Origin of the sequence: Novosphingobium sp. AAP93, from assembly GCF_001296055.1 — a bacterium.
In the GTDB taxonomy this organism is placed as follows: domain Bacteria; phylum Pseudomonadota; class Alphaproteobacteria; order Sphingomonadales; family Sphingomonadaceae; genus Novosphingobium.
On the sequence record NZ_LJHZ01000096.1, the window covers coordinates 105673 to 129452 of the forward strand.

Consider the following 23780-nt stretch of genomic DNA (forward strand, 5'->3'; position numbering starts at 1 on the left):
GCCACCTCGCTGATCCAGATCGCGGCGTCGTTCACGATCGCGGGTCCGCTGGCGATCTCCCTGCTCATCGTCCGCTCGCAGCACCTGCCCGAAAGCTGGATCGGCTATTACACCTCGCTGATCTATGCGGCGGCCATAGTCGGCTCGATCAGCACTGCACGGCTGATGGCGAGCTTCAGCGTGCGCACCATCCAGCTTGGCTCCGTGGCGGCGACGGGGCTTGGCTATGCCCTGTTCGCCTGTATCGCGCCGCCGCCGCTGCAGGTCGCCGCAGCCTGCCTCGGCATCGTCCTCATGGGCCTCGCCTACGGGGTGATCGTCCCGTCGAGCTCGCTGGTGCTGGCCGAATGCTATTCGTCCGCCATGCAGCCGCTGGTCGTTTCGGTGCGGCAGACGGGCGTACCCGTGGGCACGACGCTGGTCGCGCTCATCGCGCCCCATGTCGCGCAGCAGGCGGGGTGGCAAAGCATGACCCTGCCGGTGCTGGCGCTGCTCGCCGCCACGTTCGTGCTGTCGCTCCCCGGGCTGCGTCCGTTCGGCGCGCTTTCGGCCAACCTGCCGCCGCGGCAGCGCCTGCTGGGGTCTGTGCGCAGCGCCTTGAGCGAACGCGCCACACGCCAGCTCGCCCTGATCGCAGGGGTCTACGCGATCAATCAGGCCGCTCTCACGACCTATCTCGTGCCGGGACTGGTCTGGCTGCACGGCCTCTCCGTAGGCAAGGCCGCCGGATACCTGGCGATCGCGACGATGGCAGGAGCTGCGGCGCGCATCGTGTTCGGCATGACGACGTCGCGCTGGGGTCGGGCGATGCTTCACCTTGCCCTCATCGGTCTCCTGACCGGCGCGGCCTGGTTGCTCCTGCTCTGGCCGCTGCCATCCGCCTTCAGGCTTGTGGTTGGCAGCATGCTGCTCGGAATGACCGCGATGGGCTGGAACGGCATCCTGCTCGCCGAGCTCGGGCTGCGCGCCGCACCGACAGGCCGTACCGCCGAAGCCGTCGCCACCGGAACGTCGTTTGCCTATCTCGGCGTGCTGATCGCCCCGCTTGCCTTCGTGCAGCTCGATCACGCGCTGGGCAGCAAGGCCGCCGCGCTCGGCGGGCTGGCATTGCTGGCTGTCCTTGCCGGAGCCTCGCTCCTGAAAGGCAGTGCGCAGCTGCCGAACCGCCCCTCTCCGTCCTGAACCGGATCAGCCCGGGCCTCGCGGCATGGCCGGCTACAGAACGACCGGCGTCTCGCCCGGCCCGGGCTGCGCATCGGGAATTTCCACCGTGATCCGGCCAGCCTCCACGCGCACCGCGAATGTCCGGAGGTCGGGATAGGCGGCCCCCAGACACTTGCCTGTCAGCACATCGAAACGCGCGCCGTGGAGTGGGCACATCACCGCACCGCGCCGCACACGGCCTTCCGAAAGCAGCGCGGCCTGATGCGTGCAGCGGTCATTGACCGCGCGGTAGCTCCCGTCATCCGCACGCAGCACCAGCACGTGCCACCCCGCCAGCCGCGCCGCCAGTTTGCCTTCGGCCGGGAACTCGGCCTCGGGCAGCAAGTCGTGCCAGGTCGTGCTCATGCGGTTGCTGCCCACCACTCTTCCATCACCGGCGTGATCGCGCGGGCCACCAGTTCGATCACCGGGCTGCCGGGCTTCGACAGGTAAGCGATTGCGCCGTGACCTTGGTCCGCCGGTGCGCCGCCCAAAACGAGTTCCCAGCCGTCCGCCAGCATCGCCTCTGCGCTGTCCGCCACCGAATCGACCCAGACGCCAAGGTGCGAGGGGCCCAGCGCCCGCATTGCGTCATAGGCGGTGCCGGGCACGCTCTCGATCAGTTCCATGCGCAGCGGCCCTTGGTGCGAATAGACCACGCGCAGTTTGGCCGTGAGCTGCTCGCCTGCCGCGTTCCACACCGGCATCGGATCGAAGGTGCGCACCGGGGTCCAGGTGCAGCCCATCGTCGTGCTGAAATGCGCCATCGCCGCTTCCAGATCATCCACGATCACGCCGTGGTGAAAGATACCCGCCAAAATCTCCATTCGCATCACTCCCGCAGCGCCCATCATCATGACGCAAACCCATGTTATACAATTGAAAAATTCACCAAAATCACCCCGAAAACGATCACTTTACAAGCATACATGAATGTTTTTAAATGGCAATCGGAACCCCGTCGTTCCGGGAGAGAGTCATATGTCCGAAGTGCTCATTGCAGAGCCCCCTGCCGACGATCTGGCACGCATGGCGTGGGAACGCGAGCGCAATGGCCCGCCGGTCGATTTCCCGGCGCTGCCCTCGATCCCCGGCGGCCGCTACGTCGATCCCGCCTTCCTCGAGCTTGAGGACACGGGGATGTGGAAGAAGGCGTGGCTCTATGCGGGCCATGTCGACCAGCTGCCCGAGCCCGGCTCGTGGTTCCTCTGCCGCAACTCCGGCTCCCCCGTGATCGTCACCCGCACGCTTTCAGGCGTCATCCGCGCGTACTACAACACGTGCCAGCACCGCGGCGCACCTCTCGTAAAGGAGGAGAGCGGCACCGCGCGCGGGTTCATCTGCGGCTATCACGGCTGGTCCTACACGCTGGAAGGCAAGCTCACCGCGGTCCGCGACCGGCGCGACTTTGCCGAAGACTTCGACTTTTCCTGCCACGCGCTGAGCCAGGTGCGCTGCGAACTGCTCGGCAGCCTGATCTTCCTCAATGCCGACCCGAATGCCGAACCGCTCCTCCAGCATATCGGCCCGATGGCGGCGGAGCTTGAGCAGCTCCAACTGGACACCCTGCGCCTTGTCGACAGTCGGACGTACGAGACGGATTGCAACGTCAAGGTACTGCTCGATGCGTTCCTCGAGGTCTATCACCTCAAGTCGATCCACGAGAACACGGTCGACCGCTTCCTTGATCACCGCGCGATGATCGTCACGCTCTGGCCCAATGGCCACAGCCGCATGGCGACCCCCAACCGCCGCGAGGGCTGGATCGATCCCGGTACCGTCGGCGTGCCTGAGATTCCGACGATCTCGGAATTCGTGGCGAAGAACAACGTCAGCTACTCAATCTACCCGAACTTCGTGATGCCACCTGCACCCACCGGTATTCCGCTGCTGCAGTTCTGGCCGATGGGCCCCAAACGCACCCGCGTCGTCTCGACCTGGCTCGCGCCCGATCACGATCCCGCCAATCCCCACCCGCTGTGGGAGATGCGCATCAAGAACTGGGAGCGCATTCTCTACGAGGACCTGCAGTTCGCCCCGCAGATCCAGGAATCAGTCGAAGGCCCCGGCTTCAAGGGCATGTCGCTCAACTATCAGGAGCGCCGTATCTACAACTGGCACGAAGAGCTCGACCGCCGCATCGGCGTGGAAAACGTGCCCGAGCACCTGCGGGTGAAGCCCGTGCTCGCGCCCTTCATCGTGCGCGAATGACGGACAGCCTTTCGCCGCTCGGCACGCCGTGGCGGACCTTCGAAGACCTTGTGGTGGGTGAAAAGAAGCTCTCGCCCCCGCGAACCGTCACCGAAGCGGAAATCGTCGACTTCGCCCGCGCGCACGATCCGCAGTGGTTCCACACCGATCCCGAAGCCGCGCGCGCCTCGGTATTCGGCGAGGTCGTCGCGAGCGGCATCCATGTGCTGGCGATCTGGCGGCAGATGGATCATGCCATCAATGGCGACATCGATTTCGTCTGCGGCGTGGGCTGGGACCGCCTGCGGCTGAAGCGTGCGGTCCGCGCAGGCGACACCTTGCGCGTCTCCAGCGAAATCCTCAGTCTCGAACCCTCGCGCAGCGGCAAGCCGCGCGGCACCGCCGTCACCCGCTATGTCGTCATGCTCGAAGACGGCACCGAATGCGTGACCTTCGAAAGCACCAACCTCGTCTACACGCGCGAGGCGCGCGACAGGTCCGCCACCAGCGCCTCGGCGGAGGCATAAGCTTCCGCCATTGCCGCTTCGACAGTTTCGGGCGGGCCATAAGTCGGGCGCAGGTGCACCACATGTACATCGGTGATCCCGATGAAGCCGAGCCAGGCATGCATGAAGCGCACCTGATGATCGAGCTCCGCGCCCGGAGCGCCGGACCGGATATCGAGCGCGCCCGATGCGACCAGGATCGCCCGCTTGCCCGCGCCCAGCCCTTCGACGCCGGTTTCCGAAACGCGGAAGGCCATGCCCGGCTGGGTGATCGTGTCGATATACTGCTTCAATTGCCAGGGAATACCGAAGTTCCACATCGGCACGCTGAACACCACGGTGTCGAAGGAAAGGAAATGCGCCACCGCCTCACCGATCCGGCCCCACTCCGCGCGCACCGCGTCCGCCACCTCGCGGCCCTCGATCAGCGCATAGCGCCCCTCGATCACCGGCCCCGTCAACGCTGGCAGATCGGCTTGGCAGACGTTCAGCGTCTCGACCACCGCGCCGGAGCTCGCCGACACCAGTCCTGCGATCAGCCGCTCGGCCACCTTGACCGAACGCGAGCGATCCCCGCGCGGGCTGACGATCACATGGAGGATGCGCTCGCTCACAAGTCCCCCGCCTGCTTGCCGCCCGGCCCGTAGATGTAATCGTCGAGCACCTTGTGGAAATGGCGGATGCGCAGTTCCTGCTCGCCGATCCACAGCCCCGGGAAGCTCTCGCTCTTCATGCCCGCCTGCACTGTCGGCAGATTGTAGGCATCCTGATCCAGCACCTGCCCGATGCTGCGTTCGCCATGCCTGAAGCGGCGGTGCTTCACGCGCTCGGGCCACGGCTCGCCTTCCGGCACCAGCTCGAACACCCACACATCGTAGAGCATCTTGTTCGGATCGCTCGCGTGCGGACGCTGGCGGAACATCATCACGTCGTCCGCGTGCACGTTGAGCGCCACGTTGGGGAAGATCATGTAGTGATAATCATCGGTCAGCTGATCATCGTTCAGCGCCGAATAGTCCTTCCCTTGCGCCTTGCCGTGCTTGCGCTTGAACAGCTGCACATCGCGGCGAATGTCGCTCACCCGGCCCTCGTACTCTGCCGGGTCCATGCCCGCGTGCCGCATGATCTCCTCGATCGCCGGCGGGATCGCGCTCGGCATAGCGACGCGTGGGCTGATCGCGGCAAACGGGATCAGGTAGCGGTTGTGCCGCTCGTAGCAGTCGATCTGCACGTTCACGTCATCGAGATACCACTGCAGCTGCGGGTGGATGCCCTGCACGTGATAGGTCTCGTTGAAGGCATCGACCGAGGCCTTCCAGTTGCAGTCCCACTCAACCGTCACATCGCGTTTCCACGCCATGCGTTCGGGGTGATAGGGCTCAAGATGGTCCTTCAGCGGCGCGATGTAATCATCAAACGGCTCGACGTCGGGGTTCAGCGAGAACCACACGAACGCATTCCATTCCGTCACCGGCAGGCTCGGCAGGGTCATCCCCGGAGGACCGCCCTGCGGGAAGGTGCACAGATCCGGCAGCCGCTCGATCTTGCCATCCAGACCGTAAGTCCAGTGGTGGTACATGCAGCGGAACATCTGCGCATTGCCGATCCCCTCCGGCCGCAGCCGGTTGCCGCGGTGGAGGCAGACGTTTGGAAAACAGCGCAGCGAGCCATCGTGCTGCCGCACGATCAGCACGCTTTCCTTGCCGATCTCGGTGCAGATGTAATCGCCCGGCTCCGGGATATCGTCGGCCCGCCCGCCGAGCAGCCAGACCTTGGTCCAGATTCGCTCCCATTCCAGCATCATGAACTCGGGCGAATAATACCGCGCCGCCGGGATCACATCATGGCCCAGCTCCGGATCGGGCGCCTTGTCCACCGGCGTGCGGCTGGTGTTCGTCTCGGGCGTCACGCGGATCACGTCGACGACGCGCTTCACGTCCATCTTCGACGTGTCCCACGTGACGGGCTTGTGCGTCACCGGCCGGTCCATCTCAGAAATGCGTCCGGTTGGTGTAGGCGCCGTCGACCACCAGATGCGAACCGCTGCACCAGCTTGCCGCCTCGCTGGCGAGGAACACGATCGCCTTCGCCACTTCCTCCGGCCTGCCCAGCCGCCCCATCGGCTGCTGGCGCAGCTGCGATTGGTAGAACTTCTCCATCGTGCCCTTGATCATGTCCCAGTTACCGCCCTCGAACTCGATCGGGCCCGGCGAGACGACGTTGACGCGGATGCCGTCCTTGCCATGCGCCAGCGCCAGCTGCTTGCCCCAGGTGATCAGCGAAGCCTTCATCGCGTTGTAGGCCTGCGGACCGCCCATGGCTTCGAGCGCACTCGTCGTCGCCACCAGCACGATCGAGCCGCCCTTGCGCTGCGTCATCACCGGGATCACCGCCTCGACCGCGCGGACCGGGCCCATCACGTCGGTCTCGAACGCATTGTGCCAGTATTTTTCGCTGCCCATGCCGCCGCCCGCCGAGCTCAGTGGCACGAGCACATCGACGCCTTCAAGTGCCTCGATCGCCCATTCAAGCCATGCCTTGTAGTCGTCCGCCTTCTTCACGTTGCAGGGCTTGCCGACCACGTGCGTGCCATAGCGCCCCAGTGCGGCAACCGCGTCCTTCACGCTGTCCTCGCCGCGCGCGCTGATCGCGACATCGGCACCTTCGCGCGCCAGGATCTCGGCCACTGCATAGCCGATGCCGCGCGCGCCGCCGACGACGATCGCCTTCTTGCCCTGAAGTCCCAGATCCATGTCTTGTCCTTTCCTTCGGCGGGGCTACCAAGTTCGCGGGTAGCCTACGCACCCGGAATGCCCGAAGCCAGCGCCGCTCCTCTCACGGCTGCACACTCTATGGAGGCGGAGCCAAGCCGCCAAGAAAAAAACATGCTTGAATGCTTTTTTGTCGTCCTTCATAGCGGACCCAAGTGCCACGAAACGGCCAGACGAAACGGGAGAATCATGGGGCATTCAGGGCTCATCTTCAGCACCGGGAACGCGACATGAGCGGGCGCGGAAACGGCCCTTTGGCAGGCGTGCGCGTGCTCGATCTCACCGCCGTGCTGATGGGCCCCTATGCCACGCAGATCTTCGCGGATCTCGGTGCAGACGTGATCAAGATCGAAGGCCCCGCCGGCGATACCACGCGCTTTATTCCGCCGGGTCCAGACCCGACGCGCGGCGCGATGTTCCTCAATGTCAATCGCGGCAAGCGCAGCCTTGCGCTGGACCTCAAGCAGCAGGCCGCGCGCGATGCCGTGCTGCGCCTCGCCAAGGATGCCGATGTCTTCATCCATTCGATGCGCGCGCAGGCCATCGCCCGGCTCGGGCTCGACTACGCCGCGCTGAAGGCCGCCAACCCGAAGATCATCTACGCCAATCTCTATGGCTATGGCCGCACCGGCCCCTACCGCGATTACCCGGCCTACGACGATATCGTCCAGGCCGCCTCAGGCATCGTAGACCTTCAAGCCAAGCTCTCCGGCGGAGAGCCGACCTACAGCGCCACCGTCATCGCCGACAAGGTCGCCGGCCTCACCGGTGCCTATGCCGTGATCGCCGCGCTCTATGCGCGCGAAAAGACCGGAGAGGGCCAGGAAATCGAAGTCCCGATGTTCGAGACACTCGTCTCCTTCGCCGCGACCGAGCACATCTGCGGCTCGCTGTTCGATCCGCCATTGGGCCCGCCGGTCTACCCCCGCGCCACCTCGCCCTCGCGCCGCCCCTACAAGACGGCGGACGGGCATGTCGGCGTGATGATCTACAACGACAAGCAGTGGCAGGCCTTCTTCCGCGAACTCGGCAACCCCGCGTGGTCGGACGATCCCATGTTCGCCTCGATGCGCAGCCGCAGCGAGAACATCTCGGCGGTGCTGGCCCATGTCGAGAAGGTCATGGTCACCCGCACCACGGCGGAGTGGATGGACCTGTTCCGCAGCGCAGAAATCCCCGCAACGCCCATCGCCTCGCTGCAGGACCTGCTCCACGATCCGCACCTCGAGGAGACGGGCTTCTGGCACAGCGCCGAAACGGAGCTTGGCACCTTGCGCTACCCGGGCATCCCCACGCAGTTTTCCGGCACTCCCGGCGCCATCGGCGATCCCGGCCCGGCGCTGGGCGCAGACAGTGCGGCGGTACTGGGTGAAGCGGGATTCAACGAAGACGAAATCGCGGCGATGGTCGCTTCAGGAGCAGTCTTGTCATGAACGGTCCAGCCGCCGAATGGGATGCAGCGCTTGCCGAGAGGCGCTTCCTGATCCAGCAGCCGGTCGGTGGCGGCAAAGCGGTCTTCCCGCCCCGCGCCTTCGCTCCGGGCACTGGAGCCGGTCTTGAATGGGTCGAAGCCTCGGGCAACGGCACCATCTATTCCGCTACATGGATCCAGCGCAAACCGCCCGAGCCGCCATACAACGTCGTTCTCGTCGACCTCGCCGAAGGCGCGCGCCTGATGGGCCGGGTCGAAGGCGTGACGCCTGAAACGCTCAGCATCGGCATGGCCGTCAAGGCCCGCATCATCGGCGGAGAAACGCCGATGATTGTCTTCGATCCGGTGGAGCAGGCTCATGGGTGACACGTTCCCGCGCGGCCGCGTCTCCGTCGCCGGCGCTTCCACCTTCGGCGTCGGCGAAATGCCCGGCCACTCGACCATCGAGATGGCGGGCAAGGCGGTCCAGCTCGCGCTCGCCGATGCTGCGATCAATCTGTCCGAAGTCGATGGCCTGTTCATTGCGCTGCCCGACGATCTCTTCGCCGGGCTCAGCCTCGCGCAGTACCTCGGCCTCCACCCGCGCTTCACCGACAACAACCGCGCGGGCGGGGCCTCGTTCATGAGCCACCTCGTCACGGCGTGCATGATGCTCGATGCCGGATACCTCGATTGCGCGGTCATCGCCTATGGCGCCAACCAGCGCTCCAGCGGCGGCAAGCTCTCGACCCCGGCTAGGCCCGACCGGTGGGACGCGCCTTACAACCCGATGTACCCGCTCTCGTTCTACGCGCTCGCCGCCGCGCGCCACATGCACCAGTACGGCACCACGCGCGAGGACCTCGCCAGCGTTGCCGTCGCCGCGCGGCTCTGGGCCAACACCAACCCCGAAGCCTTCGCCAAGGGGCCCTTGAGCATCGAGGATGTCGCCACCAGCCGGCTCATCAGCAGCCCGATCCGCGCGCGCGATTGCTGCCTCGTCACCGACGGCGCCGCCGCGCTCGTCCTCACCCGCTCGGACCGCGCGAAAGATGGCCCCCAGCCGCTCGTCCCCGTGCTCGGCGCTGCTGCGGCGACGTGGTACAACTCGGTGACGCAGGCCGAGGACATCACCGTCACCGCCGCTGCAGAATCCGGCCCGCGCGCGATGGCGATGGCAGGCCTCACCCCGGACCAGATCGACACGGTCCAGCTCTACGACGCCTTCACCATCAACACGATCCTGTTCCTCGAAGACCTCGGCTTTTGCCCCAAGGGCGAAGGCGGCAAGTTCGTGGCGAGCGGCGCGATTGCGCCGGGCGGTTCGCTGCCGGTGAACACCAACGGCGGCGGCCTTTCGTGCTGCCACCCGGGCATGTATGGCATGTTCGCAATGGTCGAAGGGGTGCGCCAGATGCGCGGTGAAGCCGCCAACCAGATCGCGGGCGCAAAGACCGCGCTGGCGCATGGCAACGGCGGCACGCTTTCTGCGCAGGCGACGGTGATCTTCGGGAACGCCGAGACGGTCTAGTAAGAGCCGGGACCAAACCGAACCCCGCTCACCCTGAGCTTGTCGAAGGGTGCTGACGCACCTGTCGCTTCTGATGCTTCGACAAGCTCAGCATGAGCGGGTTTTGGAGAGTGCCGGGCTACCCCAGCCCCAGTTCCTCGATCAGCCCTGCCCGAAGCTTGAACTTCTGGATCTTCGAGGTCGACATCGGCCACTCGCTGACCACGCGCACATGCCGAGGAATCTTGAACCCGGCCAGCTTGCCCTTGCAGTGCGCGATCAGTTCGGCCTCGTCAGTCAATGCCCCCTCGGCCAGCTCCACAAACGCCGCCGCCACTTCGACATAGCGCGCATCCGGAATGCCCACGACTTGCGCCAGCTTTACCGCCGGGTGCGTCTGCAGCATGGACTCGATTTCCGCCGCCGCGACGTTCTCGCCGCCGACCTTGAGCATGTCCTTGGTACGGCCGTGGAACATCACGTTGCCACCCGCATCGACCGAGCCGACGTCGCCGGTGAAGAACCAGCCATCGCGGATCGCCTCGGCGGTCTTCTCCGGTGCGTTGTAATAGCCTTTCAGCATATGCGGCCCGCGCAGCACGATCTCGCCGCGCTCGTCGGGTCCGCAATCACGCCCGGTTTCGGGATCGACGATGCGCATTTCCCAGCCCTCGAGCGGGAAGCCGCAGCGCCCGGTGCGCACCTCGAAACTGTCGTCGAGACGGCTGGTCGAAACCGTGCCCGCTGCTTCGGTCAGGCCATAGGTCCCCACCTGGATCGTGTGCGGCATCGCCGCCACCACCGCGTCCTTGATCCACGCCGGCTGAACCGCGAAGTTCGAATTCATCACGCGCAGCTTGGAAAGATCGGTCGTCTGGAACGTGGGGTGATTGATCAGGTCCTGCATGATCGTGACGAAGCTGGGATAGGCGATCGTCGCGCCTTCCGCGCCCAGCATGGCGAGCGCCTGCCCGGCCTCGAAGTGCGGCACGGTCATGTACACCCCGCCCAGATCGAGGATCATCGTCATCGGCAGGATGCCGGCGATGTGGAAGATCGGCAGCGGCGACCACACCTTGTCGTCCGCCGTGCAGAGGTAGCGCTTGCCGAGATTGCGGCTGTTGCCCACCTGCGCGCGGTGCGAGATGAGCGCGCCTTTGGGGTTCGCCGTCGTCCCGCTGGTATAGAGGATCATCGCGATATCCTCGGGATCGACATCGTCGATCCGCCTGTCGATGGCTCCGGCGTCAACCTCCGTGCCCAGCGCCAGCGCTTCCTCGACCGGTAGCATGCCGTCCACATGCTCATAATCGAGCGAGATGATCGTATGCAGCATCGGCGCTTCATCGAGGCTCAGCCCCCGCGCCTGGTCCGCGCCTGCGAGCGAGGGCAACGCCGCGCGCACGCGGTCTCGGTAGTCCAGCCCTTCGGCCACCTGCCCCGCCGTCACCAGCACGACGAGATCGGCATCGCGGACGAGATAGGCGAGTTCATGCGACTGATACCGGGCGTTGATCGGCACCGCGACCGCACCGGCCATGGATATTCCGTAGAACGCCACGATGAACTCGGGGCAGGTGGGCATGAACAGGCCGACATGCTGGCCGGGCTGCACGCCCAGCGCGATCATCGCCGCCGCCCAGTTCCTTGCAGCGCGATCAAGCGCGCCGTAAGTGAACACGCGATCCGGAAACACAAGCGCCTCGCGGGCCCCGAAAGCCTTTGCCGAAGCGCGGATCATGCCGCCCATGGTGAGGACAGGTGCAGCGGCGTGTGACAGCTGGTCGGTCATGCATCCCCCGGCCCCGGCGGGCCTCTTATTGGTCTTGTGCCGGAGATACACGGCATGCTGAAAAAGACAATCATATCTGTCTTTTTCCGTGCGATGCGTTACCTCTTTGGAGAGTGCGGCATGCAAGTGCTGCATGGTTGATTCGATGTGCTTCATGTGATGCGCAGCTGGCCGCTGCGATCCGTGCCGGGACACTTGTCCCCGAAGCGGTCAAAGCGGCAGTTTTACGTGGCATGAAAACGCATTAAGGATGTTTTCAAGGCGTACCGGAACCGGTGCGCAACGGTTCAGGCAAGTAGACACGGATGGCACTATCACGCACGCGGGCGGCACGGCCCGTCCCTCGGCCCGCTCGCCCGGCGGCTGATCGCACGCGCACTCTCCAGGCGGCGAAAGCGGCCCAGACCCGCGCTCGACTGATCGACGCCACGGTCCGCTGCCTCGTCAAGTATGGCTATGCCCAGACCACCACGCCCAAGGTCGCCGAAGAAGCCGGCCTTTCGCGCGGGGCAATGGTCCACCACTTCGAGAACGGCTCGGCCCTGATCAAGGCCGCGATCACCGAACTCCACGAGAAGCGTCTGCGCGCCTTCCGCCGCGCGGCCGACCGGCCCGAGCACGAAGTCACCGACCTCGTCGAGACCTACTGGCGCCAGCTGCAGAAGCCCGCTTTCATCGCCTTTCACGAGCTGGCGGTGGCCGCGCGAACCGATGCCGATCTCGCCTCGATCCTCTCGCCACTGCAGGACGAGTTCCGCGAGAAGTTCAATGCGCAAGCCGAAGCGCTGTTTCCTGAATGGCTCGGCTCGCCCAACTTCGCGCTGGCGATGACCTTGTCGCAGACGATCCTCGAAGGCATGGCAATCTCGCTGCAGACAGGCGGCATGGACCAGGCCCAGGTCGATCCGATGCTGCGCCATCTCGAAGCCCAGATCCGCGCGCTTGCACCTGCAGCGCAGAACTGATCTCCGCCAATTTGTGCGGACACGCAAAGCGGCGCCAAACCCCGGCAGACCTTGCGCAAATCGCACTCCCTCGGCGCAAATCAAAATCAGACCTGTTTGTTTTTTCTGCGCGGGTGTTCTAGCAAGGCGGGAACGAACGAATGGGGGATGAACCGTTGAACGCGCCCGATATCCATACGCCGCGCATCTTCCGTCCCGAGCCCGGTGACCCGGGCCGGCCCAAGCGCGGACTGGATGAGGAAGCGCTGCGCGCGCAGCAGACTATCTTCCGCGAAGACCTGCTTGCCGGACACACCATCCTGATCTCCGGCGCGGGCAGCGGCATGGGCAAGGCGGCCGCATTCCTCGCTGCCAAGCTCGGCGCCAATGTCGCGATCTGTGGCCGGACCAAGGAAAAGCTGGATGCGACCGCAGACCTCATCCGCGAGGAGACGGGGCGCGAAATCCTCTGCCTTGAAGCCAATATCCGCGATCCCGAAGCGGTCGAAGCGATGATCGGCGCGGTGCACGATCACTTCGGCGGGCTCGATACGCTGGTCAACAACGCCGGCGGCCAGTTCCCGCAGGACGCGATCGATTTCAGCCGCAAGGGCTGGCTCGCCGTCATCGACACCAACCTCAACGGCACCTGGTGGATGATGCAGGAAGCCGCCAAGCGCTGGCGCGCGGATGGCAAGCCCGGCCATGTCATCAACATCGTCGCCAATGTCGAGCGCGGCATGCCGCAGGCCGCGCACACCTGTGCGGCGCGTGCCGGGGTGATTTACCTTTCCAAGACGGTGGCCACCGAATGGGCGCCGCACAATATCCGCGTCAACTGCATCGGCCCCGGCGTGATCGAGACCGAGGGCTTCCGCATGTATCCGGAGGAAGCGCTCGCCCGCTTCCACAAGGCCAACCCCTTGAAGATGCGCGGCAATGCCTGGGATGTGGCGGAAGCGATCGCCTATCTTGCCAGCCCCGCAGGCCGCTTCATCAACGGCGATCTCATGATCATCGATGGCGGACAGGCGCAGTGGGGCGTGATCTGGCCGGCGGGCATGCCGGACTATTTCTCGGAAGACGGCGCGGCCTGAACCGCCCGCGATAATTGAGGAGAGACGATATGGGCCGGCTTGAAGGCAAGGTGGCGCTCGTCACCGGCGGTGGTTCGGGACTGGGCGCGGCGGACTGCGAGGCGCTCGCCGCCGAAGGTGCGAAGGTGGTCGTCACCGATGTAAACCTCGCCGCTGCGCAGGCTGTAGCGGACAGGATCGGCGAGAACGCTATCGCGCTGGCGCTCGACGTGGCCGACGAAGCGCAGTGGATCGCCGCCTATGCCGCGACCGAAGCAAAGTTCGGCGGCCTCCATGTGCTGGTGAACAATGCCGGCGTCGTGCTCAATGCCGATGTCGAGGACACCACGCTCGACAAGTTCCGCTGGGTCAATTCGATCATGATCGACGGCGTCTATCTGGGCATGAAACACGCGATCCCGCTGATGAACAGGAGCGGCGGCGGCTCGATCATCAACATGTCTTCGGTCGGCGCGCTGCTCGGCTACCCGATCTTCTTCGCCTATTCCGCCGCCAAGGGTGCGGTCCGCTCGATGACCAAGTCTGTTGCGGTGATGGCGCAGGTCAAGGGCTACAAGATCCGCTGCAACTCGGTGCATCCTGGCGCGATCGAGACGCCGATGGTCCAGCAGGCTGAAGGTCGCCCGGGGCAGGCGAACGAGATCCCCGAAGGCGTCCTGCCGCATGGGTCCGCCGGTCACCCCAAGGACGTCGCGGCGCTCGTCGTGTTCCTCGCCAGCGACGAGAGCCGATATATCACCGGTGCTGAGCTGGTGATCGACAACGGGCTGACCATCCGCCCGTTCTGAGTGTTGCCAAACCCACCAAAAGCTTCGTCATTGCGAGCGCAGCGAAGCAATCCAGAGCGGTAGTGCGCGGCGGCTCTGGATTGCTTCGTCGCTACGCTCCTCGCAATGACGAAGTTTTTGAGGCTCTTAAGCCCTCATCATCCGGTCGAGTTCGGCATGAAAATGCCGCAGCCGCCCTTCCTGCTCGCTCCACAGCGGCCCTCTGAACCCCCGTGAACGCGCACCCTTCTGCACCACCGGCAGCAGATCGCTGTCCTGATCGAGCACCTCGCCGAGGCACGGCGGCTCGCCCAGCGCGGTGTGGATCACATCCGGGCGAGTTCGGCCGGACAAGTCCACATCCTCGCCCATCCCCATCCACGCTGGAGCCGAATAACCGGGCGCATCGACATGGCGATAAAGGATGCAGGTATCGTAGGTGAACTGGTCCGGATCGGTCGCGTGCGGCAGGAAGCGGTGGAGGAACACCGCTTCCGGATGGCACCCGATCTGCACATTCGGAAACACCGAATAGACCACTGAGTCCGAAAGCTGGCTGTCGCTGAACCGCTCGTAGCGCAGTCCCAGCTCGTCCGAACGCTTGCGCTTGGCCTGCTGCACCGCAGTCCGCGTCTCGCGCGCCGAGCCCTGATAGGTCTCCGGATCGATCCCCGCATCGCGCAGCATCATCTGGATGCCGGGATTGACACTTTCCTGATCCGGAAAACGCGGGCTCGGCTGCGCAAACGGCACGAACTGGCGGCTGAGGCCACCCGGCCACAGGTCGATCTGCGTGCGGTCATCCATCAGGCACTGCGTCTGCGAGTGCACGGCGTGGAGGTGGTAGATCTCGGCAAAGGCATCCACCCCGCCCTTCCAGTTCGAACCCCAGTCCGAGCGGCGGTGCTGCACCACGTACATCTGGTCGATCTCGTAGAGCTCGAGCTGGCCAAGGATCGGTCCCAGGAATTCCGCGAGCGGCTTGATCTCCGCGTCCATCGACAGGAACACCAACCCTGCCGCCACTTCGCAGCGGACCGAGGAGAGGTCCGTCCCATGGCACAGCACTTCGGGGCGGAACGTCTCGGCATCGGTCACCGAAGTGCAGGTGCCGTCGAGCGCGAATTGCCACGAATGGAATGGGCAGGTGAACTTGGCGAGCGAGCCGAAATCAGTCGTCACCAGCTGACTGCCCCGGTGCGGGCAGACGTTGTAGTGCGCCTTCACCGAACCATCGTCGTCGCGCACGACGATGAAACTCTCCGGCCCGATATCGAATTTCATGAAGTCGCCCGGCTCGGGAATGTCGGACACCGGCCCTGCCAGCAGCCAGCTCTTCGCGAAGACCTTGTCCCATTCCTCGGCCGCGAACGCCGCGCTCACATAGCGGTCCGGCGAAGGTCGCCCGGTCCCGTTGTCGATCCGCGGGGCGCGCGCATCGAAGGGGAAGCGCTTGCCGGTATGAATGTCCCAGAGGTCCAAGGCGTTCATTGTCATTTCCCGATCATGATTGCGGGCCGCCATGCCGTTTCCCAGCATGGCGACCCGCAGACGTTCTTACAGGCCGAAAGCCCGATCAGGGACCACGGAAGCGCACGCCAAGCTCAACGCCGAAGTAGCGCGGCGCGCCGAAGTTCGAGTTGAGCCACAGGCCTGCGACGTTCTGCGACGCGATCCGGTAGCGCTCGTCCGTCAGGTTCCGGCCGATCGCCTTGACGTAGTACTTGTCGTCGATCTGCGAGATCGTGAGCGAAGCATTCACCAGCGTGCGGGCGTTGAGGAACGTGTTGCCTTCGATATCGGTGATCGACTGCGTGTTGAGGTTGCGCGCGGTATAGGCCGCCGAGGCATTGGCGATGATCTTGTAGTTCGAACCGACCGGCACTTCGTAGGCACCGTCGAGCGTCCACTGCCACTTGGGCGCGCGGTCGAGCGGCGCGTCTGCAAGGTTGTAACCGGCACCGGGGGCGGTGTACTGGTTGTACTTGCCGTCCTGGTAGCCGAGCACGCCGCGCAGGGTAAAGCCCTTGAACAGGCGGGCGGTGGCTTCCGCCTCGATGCCCTTCACCGTGGCGCTGGCCGCGTTGACGAACAGCGTCACCTGGTTGGGCGCGCCATTGACCACGATCGGCACGTTCAGCTGCTTCTGCAGATCCTTGTACTTCACGTAGAAGCCGGTGAGGTTGAAGCGCAGGCGGTGATCGAACAGCTCGGTCTTGATACCCGCCTCGAACGAATCCGCCGTTTCCGGACGGGTCGCGCGCGCCGCTTCGCGGAACGCATTGAGGTCGGTCGCGAAGGCCGCGAAGCCGCCGATCTGGTCGTTGAAGCCGCCCGCCTTGAAGCCGCGCGAATAGTTGAAGTAGGCGTAGACGTCCGGCGTTGCCTGATAGCCGATCGTGCCGCGGAAGGTCGGCTTGTTCGCCCGGTTGTTCACCGTGACCACGCCGGCGGGATACCTGAACACGCTCGCGCCGAGCGCTTCGGTGATCTGGATCGAGGGATCGAACCCGCCGTTCAGCTGCGGGATGAACACCTGGTTGCGGCCATACCAGGTCTTGTTTTCCCAAGTATAGCGGAAACCGCCGGTCAGCGAGAGCTTGTCGGTCAGCTTGTAGGTGCCCTCGGCGAAGACCGCCTTCGAGTTCGACCGCTGCGCGTTGCACAGGATGAAGGGCGTGTCGTTCCAGTTGCCGAAGGGCAGCGGGCCCTGGACGAGATCAAGGAAGCCGAGGATCTGCGCCACGCAGAAATCCACCGTCTCGCGCTGGTAGAACCCGCCGATCACCGCGTCGAACGCCGTCCCGGTGTTGGTGGCGAGGCGCAATTCCTGCTGGAAGGTCTTGCGGTTGTCGTCACGCGTCGCATCGAAGAACGAGAGCGGCGTGCCATCAATCCCGATCGGTGCGGCACCCGCATAGGAGTTCGGGATGCGCGAAATCTGGCGGCGCCAGCCGGTGACCGACGTCAGCTTGCCGAAGCCGAGATCGTAGTCGGCATTGAGGTAGAACCCGTCGACCGAGATGCGCTGACCGTCGCGCATCTTGATCAGGCCGTCCTGACGATAGGTCACCGCCGCATTGTCGAGCGGATCGCTGCTCGCCGGGTTCTGGCGGACGGTGTTGAGAATGTCGGTCAGGAACGGCGTCGTGCCGTTGTAGAGGTAGTTCTCATTGACCGAGGGCACCGTCTCCGAACGATCGCGCAGCCATTCATACTGCGCGAGGATGCGCAGGCGGCTGGTGGGCTCCCACAGCAGCTTGCCGCGCAGGTTGACCACGTCCTTGCCGCCGGCCGACTTGCCGTCGAGGCAGCCCGAGACGCCCGAGAAGTTGCCCGGAACAAAGCTCACCACCGGGCCATAGCAGGCCCCGTTCTTGTAGAAGCCGTTCGACTTTTCGGCCCCGGCAACCACGCGCAGCGCCATGTTGCTGAAGATCGGGATATTGGCCGCGAGCTGGCCCCGATAGGTACCGAACGAGCCGAATTCAGCGCGGCCGTCCACGCCGATCACGCCGAGTTCGGGGCGCTTGGTCTTGACCGTCACCGCGCCGCCGGTGGTGTTCTTGCCGAAGAGCGTGCCCTGCGGGCCGCGCAGCACTTCGACCTGCGCGATGTCGAACGTGTCGAGCAGCTGGGTCTGGACCGAAGGCACCACGAAGTCGTCGACGAGCACCGCAACAGGCGGCTCGAAGTAGACGATGATCGAGGTCTGGCCCACGCCGCGCATCGCGAACGAGGCAGCGTTGAAGTTGGTGATCGTGTTGGCCGAGAAGTTCGGCACGAAGGCAGCGAGATCGCCGATATCGCGCGGGCTCGACTGGCGAATCAGGTTCGCATCAACTGCGGAGACCGCGACCGGCGTGCGCTGCAGGTTCGAATCGCGGCGGGTAGCCGTCACGACGATTTCATTGAGGCGATCGCTCGCCATCTCGTCGGCACTCGACTGCCCCTGCGCGGTCTGCGCCTGCGGCTCGTCGTTTGCCAGAACTGGTGTCGCCATCATCGCGGCGGCAATTACGCCAAACGCGGCCGACCAACGAAGGTCCCTCAGTGCCATCCCCATCTCCTCATGCCCGCATTCAGGTGCGGTGTCGGGCCAAGGATTAACGCCGGAACGCATTTTGCAAGCAGACATGTATGTTTTTTTAGAGAGGTGTGACTGCGCACATTGGGATGGGATCACGCCCCGCCGCATGCAGCGCGCTCCCCTGCGTATCCTTGCGTAACCGGCGCATCTGCCCGATCGGCTGGCACTTCCTTGGAAGGCAAGCGAATGACAGTCTCATCACCGATTGCATCCAAACATTCATGATTGTTTTCAGGTGGCGCCGGGCTATCATGCGCGGCAAGGACGGGACGCGCAACGCGACCTGCGGGAGAGAAAGCATAGCCGAATGGCCCATCCGGGACCGGATCTGGAAGCGCGCATCGCGCGGCTGGAAGCTGAATCGCAGATCCGCCAGCTCGTCGCGCGCTACAGCTTCGACATCGATGACCGCAATATCGATGCAGTGCGCGCGCTCTTCGCAGACGACGCCGTGCTGCGTTCGCACGACGGGGTGATGCACGCCGTCGGCCCGGACGCGATCATGGCGCAATTCGACGGCCGCTTCGCTGTGCTCGGCCCCGGCCATCACGTGATGCACGATATCCAGATCGACTTCGTCGACGACGACACCGCCACCGGCCGCGTCGCCGGCCACGCCGAACTGATGCGCCACGGCCGGATGATGGTCGCCGCGATCCGCTACGACGACCGCTACCGCAAGACCGCCAAGGGCTGGAAGTTCGCCGAACGCGTCATCGGCTTCCTCTACTACGTGCCTGTCGAGGCCTATCCGAACATCCTCGCCCGGCCCGACCGCAACCACGCCTATGCCGAGCCGAAACTGGCAGACTACCCTGAGCAGCTGCCCAGCTGGATCGCCTACGAACAAGCGCACAAGCGCTAGCCGAAAGACCCTGCAAGATGGCCTTTTCCTTCCTCTCCCGTTTCCGCATCCGCGCCGACAAGGAAGCCGAGTTTATCGCGCTCGCCCAAGAGATGGAGGCGCTTGCTCCCTCCGAGCCGGGCACGCTGGCCTATCAGTTCTACCGGCTTGCCGAACCGGGCATGTTCGCGGTCTACGAACGCTTCACCGACGAGGAAGCGGACAAGGCACACGTGGCATATCCCCACAACCAGCCCCTGATCGAGCGGATGATCGCCTGCATGGACGGCTCCTACACGCGCGAACTGCTCTTCGATCTCGAGGCGGGGGCCTGAGAAAATGACGGCCAAGAGCTTCATCGCCCAGCTGCGCACCAAGCCCGAAAAGCGCGGCGAGCTGATCGCGCTGCAGACCGAGCTGAAGAAGCTCGTCTTCGCGAACGAGCCCGGCGCCGTCGTCTACGAACTGTTCCAGTCCGAGGAAGACCCGGACCTGTTCCAGTGCGTCGCCACCTTCAAGGACGACGCCGCTTTCGAAACGCACATGCACATCGATTTCCATGACCGGCTCGTGCCGCCGATCCTCGCGTGCCTCGCCGAGGACATGAAAATCGCCTTCTACCGCTCGCTCGACTGAAAAGGCCCCACACGATGCTGCTCAAGACCGGTCGCCTTGCCATCCTTTCCGGCTTTGCCGCGCTGGCGCTGGCTGCGGGATTGCACGCGGCCACCCCCACGCGGATCAAGTCCACCGAGGACATGAATTCCCGCGCCGGCCCCGTGATCAACCCGGAAACCGCCCCCGGCCGCCCGCTGTTCGAGCAGCACTGCGCGATGTGCCACCTCGGCGGCGTGCCGAAGGCGCCCTCGCCCAATTTCCTCGCAATGCTGGCGCCTGATGCCATCGTCTCCGCGCTGACAAACGGCGTAATGCGCCAGCAGGCCGCCGCCCTCTCGCCGGCCGAGAAGATCCAGGTCGCCGAATACCTAACCCGCACGCCCTATGCCTCCTACCAGCGCCCAGCCCCGCCGCCGCGCTGCAAGGGCGCGGCCGCGAAGTTCGACATGACCGACGTGCCTGCCGATATTGGCTGGGGCCATGACAACCGCCGCTTTGTGCCCGCAAACGTTGCCGGGCTAGCCAAGGCAGACGTGCCCAAACTGAAGCTCAAGTGGGCCTTCGCCTATCCGGCGGCGACGCACATCCGATCGCAGCCCACCGTGGCTTGGGGCACGCTCTTCGTCGGCAGCCAGGACGGCACGATCTACGCCTTCGATCCGGACACCGGCTGCACCAAGTGGACGACGCGCCTCAGCGCCGAAGTCCGCACCGCGATCGTCGCAGAAGCTGCGACCAAGCGGCTCTATTTCGGCGACCTGCTCGGCAAGGTCCACGTGCTCGATGCCATGAACGGCAAGGAAGTGTGGGCGCAGCGGATGAGCGATCACGCCGATGCCACGATCACCGGCACACCCACCTTGGGCGGCGGACTGCTCTATGTCCCGGTCTCCTCGCTCGAGGTCGTGCAGGCGGGCAATCCGGCCTATCCCTGCTGCACCTTCCGCGGCTCGGTCGTCGCGGTCGATCCCGCCACCGGCGCGGAAAAGTGGCGTGCCTACACCGCAGGCGTGCCCGTTCCGCAGGGCAAGACCTCGGACGGTACCCCGATCCTCGGCCCCTCCGGCGCGCCCGTGTGGAACAGCCCGTCCTATGACGCCGCCACGAACCGCGTCTACTTCGGCTCGGGCGAGAACTACTCGACCCCCGCCGATGACGGTTCGGACGCGGTCTTCGCTGTCGATGCCACCACCGGCAAACGCCTCTGGAGCACCCAGTTGACGCTGGGTGATGCATGGAACGTAGGCTGCATGATGGGCCTCGGTTCCTGCCCCAAGGAAGGCGGGCCGGACTACGATGTCGCCGCCTCGCCGCTGCTCATCGATACCGGGACCGGCGCCAAGATGCTCGTGATCGGCCAGAAATCCGGTCAGGCCTGGGGCCTTGATCCCGAGACCGGCAAGGTCAGGTGGATGACCCGGCTTGGCCACGGCGGCACGCAGGGCGGCGTCCACTTCGGCATGAGCGCCGAGGGAAGCCGCGTCTTCGTGCCGATCAACGACATGGCCGATACCGGCGATGCGCGCCTCTACGATCCCGCCATTCGCGGCGCCGGGCTCCACGCACTCGACGCCAAAACCGGCAACATCGTTTGGCAGGCCAAGGCGGAGGACAAGTGCAACGGGCGCAAGTTCTGCGATCCGGGCATTTCGGCGGCCGTCACCAGCATTCCCGGCGTGGTCTTCGGCGGCCACCTCGACGGCATGCTGCGCGCCTACGATGCCGATACGGGCGCGATCCTGTGGCAGTACGATACCACCCAGCCGATGCCCGCGCTCGGCGGCCAGACAGCCAAGGGCGGCTCGATGAGCGGCCCCGGAGCGGCGGTATGGAAGGGCAAGGTCTTCGTAAATTCCGGCTACGGCATGTACAGCCACGCCCCCGGCAACGCGCTGATGGTGTTCGAGGTGGCGAAGTAGGGGGGGCGACTGCCCCTCGCCATCTCAAGCCATTCGCCACACCCACAAACCGCTCATGCTGAGCTTGTCGAAGCATCAACCGCGAGGGTTGCGCCAGCACCCTTCGACAAGCTCAGGGTGAGCGGTGTGGGTGGCAGGCGCGCTCGGAGACTACCCCCGCTTCGCCTCGAACTCGATATGCAGCGCCTTCAGGCTGCGCAGCAGGAAGTGCGGGTGGACCGAGAAATCGTTCTTCCCGTCGGCAAAGTGCATGTCCTCGAACCGGTCGACCACCGCCTGAAAGCCCCACGTAAGCTCCCGCCGCGCCAGCGGTGCGCCAAGGCAATGGTGGGTGCCTGACCCGAAACCCATGTGCGAACCCGCCTTGGGTCGATCGAGATCGAGCTTCTCCGGGCATTCGAACACGCGTTCGTCGCGGTTCGCCGCCGCAAAGCGCACGTTCACCAGCGCGCCCTTGGGGATCACCGTGCCTTCGAGCTCGGTATCCTTGGCGCAGAACCGCATCAGGCTCTGCACCGGCGATTCGAGGCGCACCACTTCCTCGACGAACGTCTTCATATAGCGCTCGGGGTCGGACTTCAGCTTGTGCCAGACGTCCTTGTTCTCGATCAGCAGCTTCATCCCCGCCGCCAGCGCATTGGTCGTGGTCTCGCTGCCCCCGACAAACGTATCCGCCATCATCTCGGCGTGGAGCTCGTTGTCGTTAAGCGGACGGCCCCAGCCCTCGATGACCGTGTTGACCAGCACGCTGATCAGCGAGTCGTCCGGGTTAGCCCGCAGACGCTCGAAGATCGGCTGGAAATAGTGCTGCGCCTCGATCTCGCGGTCGACCATCTCGATCTCGTCTTCCTCGGGCAGCATCATCGAGATGCGCTTGAAGAAGGCGTCGGTCCACCGCTTGATAGTCCACATGTCCTCGCGCTTCGCGCCCATCTGCTCGCCGATGATGTAGAGCGGCAGCGGCACGCAGAACTGGCTGACCCATTCGCAGCGCCCATCGGCCACGAACCCGTCGATCAGCTCGTAAGCAAGGGTCTCCACCAGCGGATCGATTTCCTTGATCCGGCTCGGCTTGAACGCCTCGTTGAACATCGCGCGCATCTGCTTGTGATTGGGATCGTCGCGCCCGCTCAGCGTCGGTTCTGGCAACCACCCACGCTCCTTGAAGCGCGCCACCACCTTCTTCTGTCGCTCGACATTGGCCGAAAGCGTCTGCAATCCGGCGGTCTTGGGGCTGCTCGGAAAGGTTTCGGCATCGAGCAGCACGCGCCGCACGTCCTCGTAGCGCGTCACCACATAGATGTTCGTCCCCGGCTGGCGATAGGCCGGGGCCTGATCCCGCAAGCGACGATAAGCATCATAAGGACACTGCTGGACCTCCGGGTCGAACAGGTTGATGCCCAGCTCATCACCACCATCGCTCATCGCACGACCACCCGTTCTTCGCCCCACGGCGCGACCACGCCCTCGCGCCTGAACGCGTCTGGCAGTTCCTCGACCATATGCAGCGTCGCCGCCAACCGCCCGAAGCCCACGAAGAAGGCGCAGGTCATGCCCAGCTCGACGATTTCGGACTCGCGGAAATGCTGGCGCAGATCGGCGTACATTTTCTCGTCGATACGCAGATGGTCGGTCGCGAAAGCCTCTCCGTAGCGGATCGCCGCCTTCTCCGCCGGCGTCAGGTTCTCGGCCTCCTGGGGCCGCTCCAGCGAGCAGACGAGGTCCTCGGTCACGCCGTCCTCCAGCGCGTCGGTATAGCGGATCGCCATGCAGCTGCGGCACTGGTTGAAGAACGCGATGCGCAGGCGGACCAGCTCGACCAGCTTTTCCGGCAGCTGGCGGTGCACCTTCAGCGCGCCAGCGAACTGCATCATCCCCAGCACCTGTTCGGGGCAATGCGCCAGAAAGCGGATCATGCCCTGCTCGATCTCGGTGCGGTCTTCCGGCTTCAGCGCCGCGCGCAGGCGCGGGTCCCAGTCCTCGGGCGCAATCTTGGCGACGCGGGTCATGACGTGATCTCCCATTGCCGCTGCCAGATTATGGTCTTGGCAAAAGTGAGCATGGCAGCCTGAGCATTGGTCATGCACCATCGGCCTCGCAACAACTGGCGAATTGAAT

At 64.9% G+C, this 23780-nt stretch carries 23 protein-coding genes; 13 read left to right on the forward strand and 10 right to left on the reverse strand.

Going from position 1 to position 23780, the window contains the following annotated elements:
- Positions 1 to 18: 18 nt before the first annotated feature.
- On the forward strand, positions 19 to 1182 hold the full coding sequence (locus IP83_RS14750) for an MFS transporter (RefSeq protein ID WP_255352080.1): 1164 nt from the start codon (positions 19 to 21) through the stop codon (positions 1180 to 1182).
- A gap of 33 nt (positions 1183 to 1215) precedes the next feature.
- Here IP83_RS14750 and IP83_RS14755 read toward each other — a convergent pair whose 3' ends face one another.
- Both IP83_RS14755 and IP83_RS14760 read right to left on the reverse strand, forming a co-directional pair.
- Positions 1216 to 1569 carry a Rieske (2Fe-2S) protein gene (locus tag IP83_RS14755; protein WP_054123023.1) on the reverse strand — a complete coding sequence of 118 codons (354 nt, stop codon included), beginning with the start codon at positions 1567 to 1569 and terminating at the stop codon, positions 1216 to 1218.
- Positions 1566 to 2030 (reverse strand): VOC family protein, encoded by a 465-nt coding sequence (locus tag IP83_RS14760; protein WP_197274388.1) that lies wholly within the window; start codon positions 2028 to 2030, stop codon positions 1566 to 1568. Before IP83_RS14760 ends, IP83_RS14755 begins: the two co-directional genes overlap by 4 nt.
- Positions 2031 to 2184: 154 nt before the next feature.
- Between IP83_RS14760 and IP83_RS14765 the strand changes: the two genes are divergently transcribed.
- Complete coding sequence (locus tag IP83_RS14765; protein ID WP_054122984.1) at positions 2185 to 3414, forward strand: aromatic ring-hydroxylating dioxygenase subunit alpha; 1230 nt, start codon at positions 2185 to 2187, stop codon at positions 3412 to 3414.
- On the forward strand, positions 3411 to 3920 hold the full coding sequence (locus IP83_RS14770) for a MaoC/PaaZ C-terminal domain-containing protein (RefSeq protein WP_054122985.1): 510 nt from the start codon (positions 3411 to 3413) through the stop codon (positions 3918 to 3920). The genes IP83_RS14765 and IP83_RS14770 overlap by 4 nt, the downstream gene beginning before the upstream one ends.
- On the opposite strand, the gene IP83_RS14775 is transcribed toward IP83_RS14770, so the two are convergent.
- The 3 genes from IP83_RS14775 to IP83_RS14785 are packed head-to-tail and all read right to left on the reverse strand — an operon-like array spanning position 3866 to position 6652.
- A complete protein-coding gene (locus IP83_RS14775) occupies positions 3866 to 4513 on the reverse strand; it encodes an FMN-dependent NADH-azoreductase (protein WP_054122986.1) in 648 nt (215 codons plus the stop codon). The genes IP83_RS14770 and IP83_RS14775 overlap by 55 nt on opposite strands.
- Positions 4510 to 5877, reverse strand: a complete 1368-nt coding sequence (locus tag IP83_RS14780; protein ID WP_231625064.1) for an SRPBCC family protein — start codon at positions 5875 to 5877, stop codon at positions 4510 to 4512. Before IP83_RS14780 ends, IP83_RS14775 begins: the two co-directional genes overlap by 4 nt.
- Positions 5878 to 5890: 13 nt before the next feature.
- Positions 5891 to 6652, reverse strand: coding sequence for an SDR family NAD(P)-dependent oxidoreductase (locus tag IP83_RS14785; RefSeq protein WP_054122987.1), 762 nt, complete (start codon positions 6650 to 6652; stop codon positions 5891 to 5893).
- Between the two features lie 248 nt (positions 6653 to 6900).
- On the opposite strand from IP83_RS14785, the gene IP83_RS14790 reads away from it, so the two are divergent.
- The 3 genes from IP83_RS14790 to IP83_RS14800 are packed head-to-tail and all read left to right on the forward strand — an operon-like array spanning position 6901 to position 9612.
- Entirely contained in the window at positions 6901 to 8103 is a 1203-nt protein-coding gene (locus tag IP83_RS14790; RefSeq protein WP_054122988.1) for a CaiB/BaiF CoA-transferase family protein, read from the forward strand.
- Positions 8100 to 8468, forward strand: a complete 369-nt coding sequence (locus tag IP83_RS14795; protein WP_054122989.1) for a Zn-ribbon domain-containing OB-fold protein — start codon at positions 8100 to 8102, stop codon at positions 8466 to 8468. Before IP83_RS14790 ends, IP83_RS14795 begins: the two co-directional genes overlap by 4 nt.
- Positions 8461 to 9612 carry an acetyl-CoA acetyltransferase gene (locus tag IP83_RS14800; RefSeq protein WP_054122990.1) on the forward strand — a complete coding sequence of 384 codons (1152 nt, stop codon included), beginning with the start codon at positions 8461 to 8463 and terminating at the stop codon, positions 9610 to 9612. Before IP83_RS14795 ends, IP83_RS14800 begins: the two co-directional genes overlap by 8 nt.
- A 118-nt stretch (positions 9613 to 9730) precedes the next feature.
- Here the strand turns inward: IP83_RS14800 and IP83_RS14805 are convergent, their stop codons facing one another.
- Positions 9731 to 11383: a class I adenylate-forming enzyme family protein gene (locus tag IP83_RS14805; protein ID WP_054122991.1), complete on the reverse strand. Its 1653-nt coding sequence runs from the start codon at positions 11381 to 11383 to the stop codon at positions 9731 to 9733.
- A gap of 305 nt (positions 11384 to 11688) precedes the next feature.
- Here IP83_RS14805 and IP83_RS14810 point away from each other — a divergent pair, with 305 nt between their 5' ends.
- From IP83_RS14810 to IP83_RS14820, 3 genes are all read left to right on the forward strand, one after another.
- A complete protein-coding gene (locus IP83_RS14810) occupies positions 11689 to 12348 on the forward strand; it encodes a TetR/AcrR family transcriptional regulator (RefSeq protein WP_054122992.1) in 660 nt (219 codons plus the stop codon).
- 155 nt (positions 12349 to 12503) lie between these two features.
- Positions 12504 to 13424 (forward strand): SDR family oxidoreductase, encoded by a 921-nt coding sequence (locus tag IP83_RS14815; RefSeq protein ID WP_231625065.1) that lies wholly within the window; start codon positions 12504 to 12506, stop codon positions 13422 to 13424.
- 29 nt (positions 13425 to 13453) lie between these two features.
- Entirely contained in the window at positions 13454 to 14212 is a 759-nt protein-coding gene (locus IP83_RS14820; RefSeq protein WP_054122994.1) for a glucose 1-dehydrogenase, read from the forward strand.
- 126 nt (positions 14213 to 14338) lie between these two features.
- On the opposite strand, the gene IP83_RS14825 is transcribed toward IP83_RS14820, so the two are convergent.
- The gene (locus IP83_RS14825) at positions 14339 to 15688 is read right to left on the reverse strand and encodes an SRPBCC family protein (RefSeq protein WP_369817031.1); all 1350 of its coding nucleotides are present in this window, start codon (positions 15686 to 15688) and stop codon (positions 14339 to 14341) included.
- A gap of 79 nt (positions 15689 to 15767) precedes the next feature.
- Positions 15768 to 18251: a TonB-dependent receptor gene (locus IP83_RS14830; protein WP_054123026.1), complete on the reverse strand. Its 2484-nt coding sequence runs from the start codon at positions 18249 to 18251 to the stop codon at positions 15768 to 15770.
- Between the two features lie 337 nt (positions 18252 to 18588).
- Between IP83_RS14830 and IP83_RS14840 the strand changes: the two genes are divergently transcribed.
- Genes IP83_RS14840 through IP83_RS14855 form a run of 4 tightly spaced genes read left to right on the forward strand, consistent with a single transcriptional unit; the run spans position 18589 to position 21662 of the window.
- The gene (locus tag IP83_RS14840; protein ID WP_054122996.1) at positions 18589 to 19146 is read left to right on the forward strand and encodes a nuclear transport factor 2 family protein; all 558 of its coding nucleotides are present in this window, start codon (positions 18589 to 18591) and stop codon (positions 19144 to 19146) included.
- Between the two features lie 17 nt (positions 19147 to 19163).
- The gene (locus IP83_RS14845) at positions 19164 to 19460 is read left to right on the forward strand and encodes a putative quinol monooxygenase (protein WP_054122997.1); all 297 of its coding nucleotides are present in this window, start codon (positions 19164 to 19166) and stop codon (positions 19458 to 19460) included.
- 4 nt (positions 19461 to 19464) lie between these two features.
- Positions 19465 to 19761, forward strand: a complete 297-nt coding sequence (locus IP83_RS14850; protein WP_054122998.1) for a putative quinol monooxygenase — start codon at positions 19465 to 19467, stop codon at positions 19759 to 19761.
- A 14-nt stretch (positions 19762 to 19775) separates the two neighbouring features.
- A complete protein-coding gene (locus tag IP83_RS14855) occupies positions 19776 to 21662 on the forward strand; it encodes a PQQ-binding-like beta-propeller repeat protein (protein ID WP_054122999.1) in 1887 nt (628 codons plus the stop codon).
- Between the two features lie 150 nt (positions 21663 to 21812).
- Here IP83_RS14855 and IP83_RS14860 read toward each other — a convergent pair whose 3' ends face one another.
- Both IP83_RS14860 and IP83_RS14865 read right to left on the reverse strand, forming a co-directional pair.
- Positions 21813 to 23087: a cytochrome P450 gene (locus IP83_RS14860; RefSeq protein WP_054123000.1), complete on the reverse strand. Its 1275-nt coding sequence runs from the start codon at positions 23085 to 23087 to the stop codon at positions 21813 to 21815.
- Positions 23084 to 23671: a carboxymuconolactone decarboxylase family protein gene (locus tag IP83_RS14865; protein WP_054123027.1), complete on the reverse strand. Its 588-nt coding sequence runs from the start codon at positions 23669 to 23671 to the stop codon at positions 23084 to 23086. Before IP83_RS14865 ends, IP83_RS14860 begins: the two co-directional genes overlap by 4 nt.
- Between the last annotated feature and the right edge of the window lie 109 nt (positions 23672 to 23780).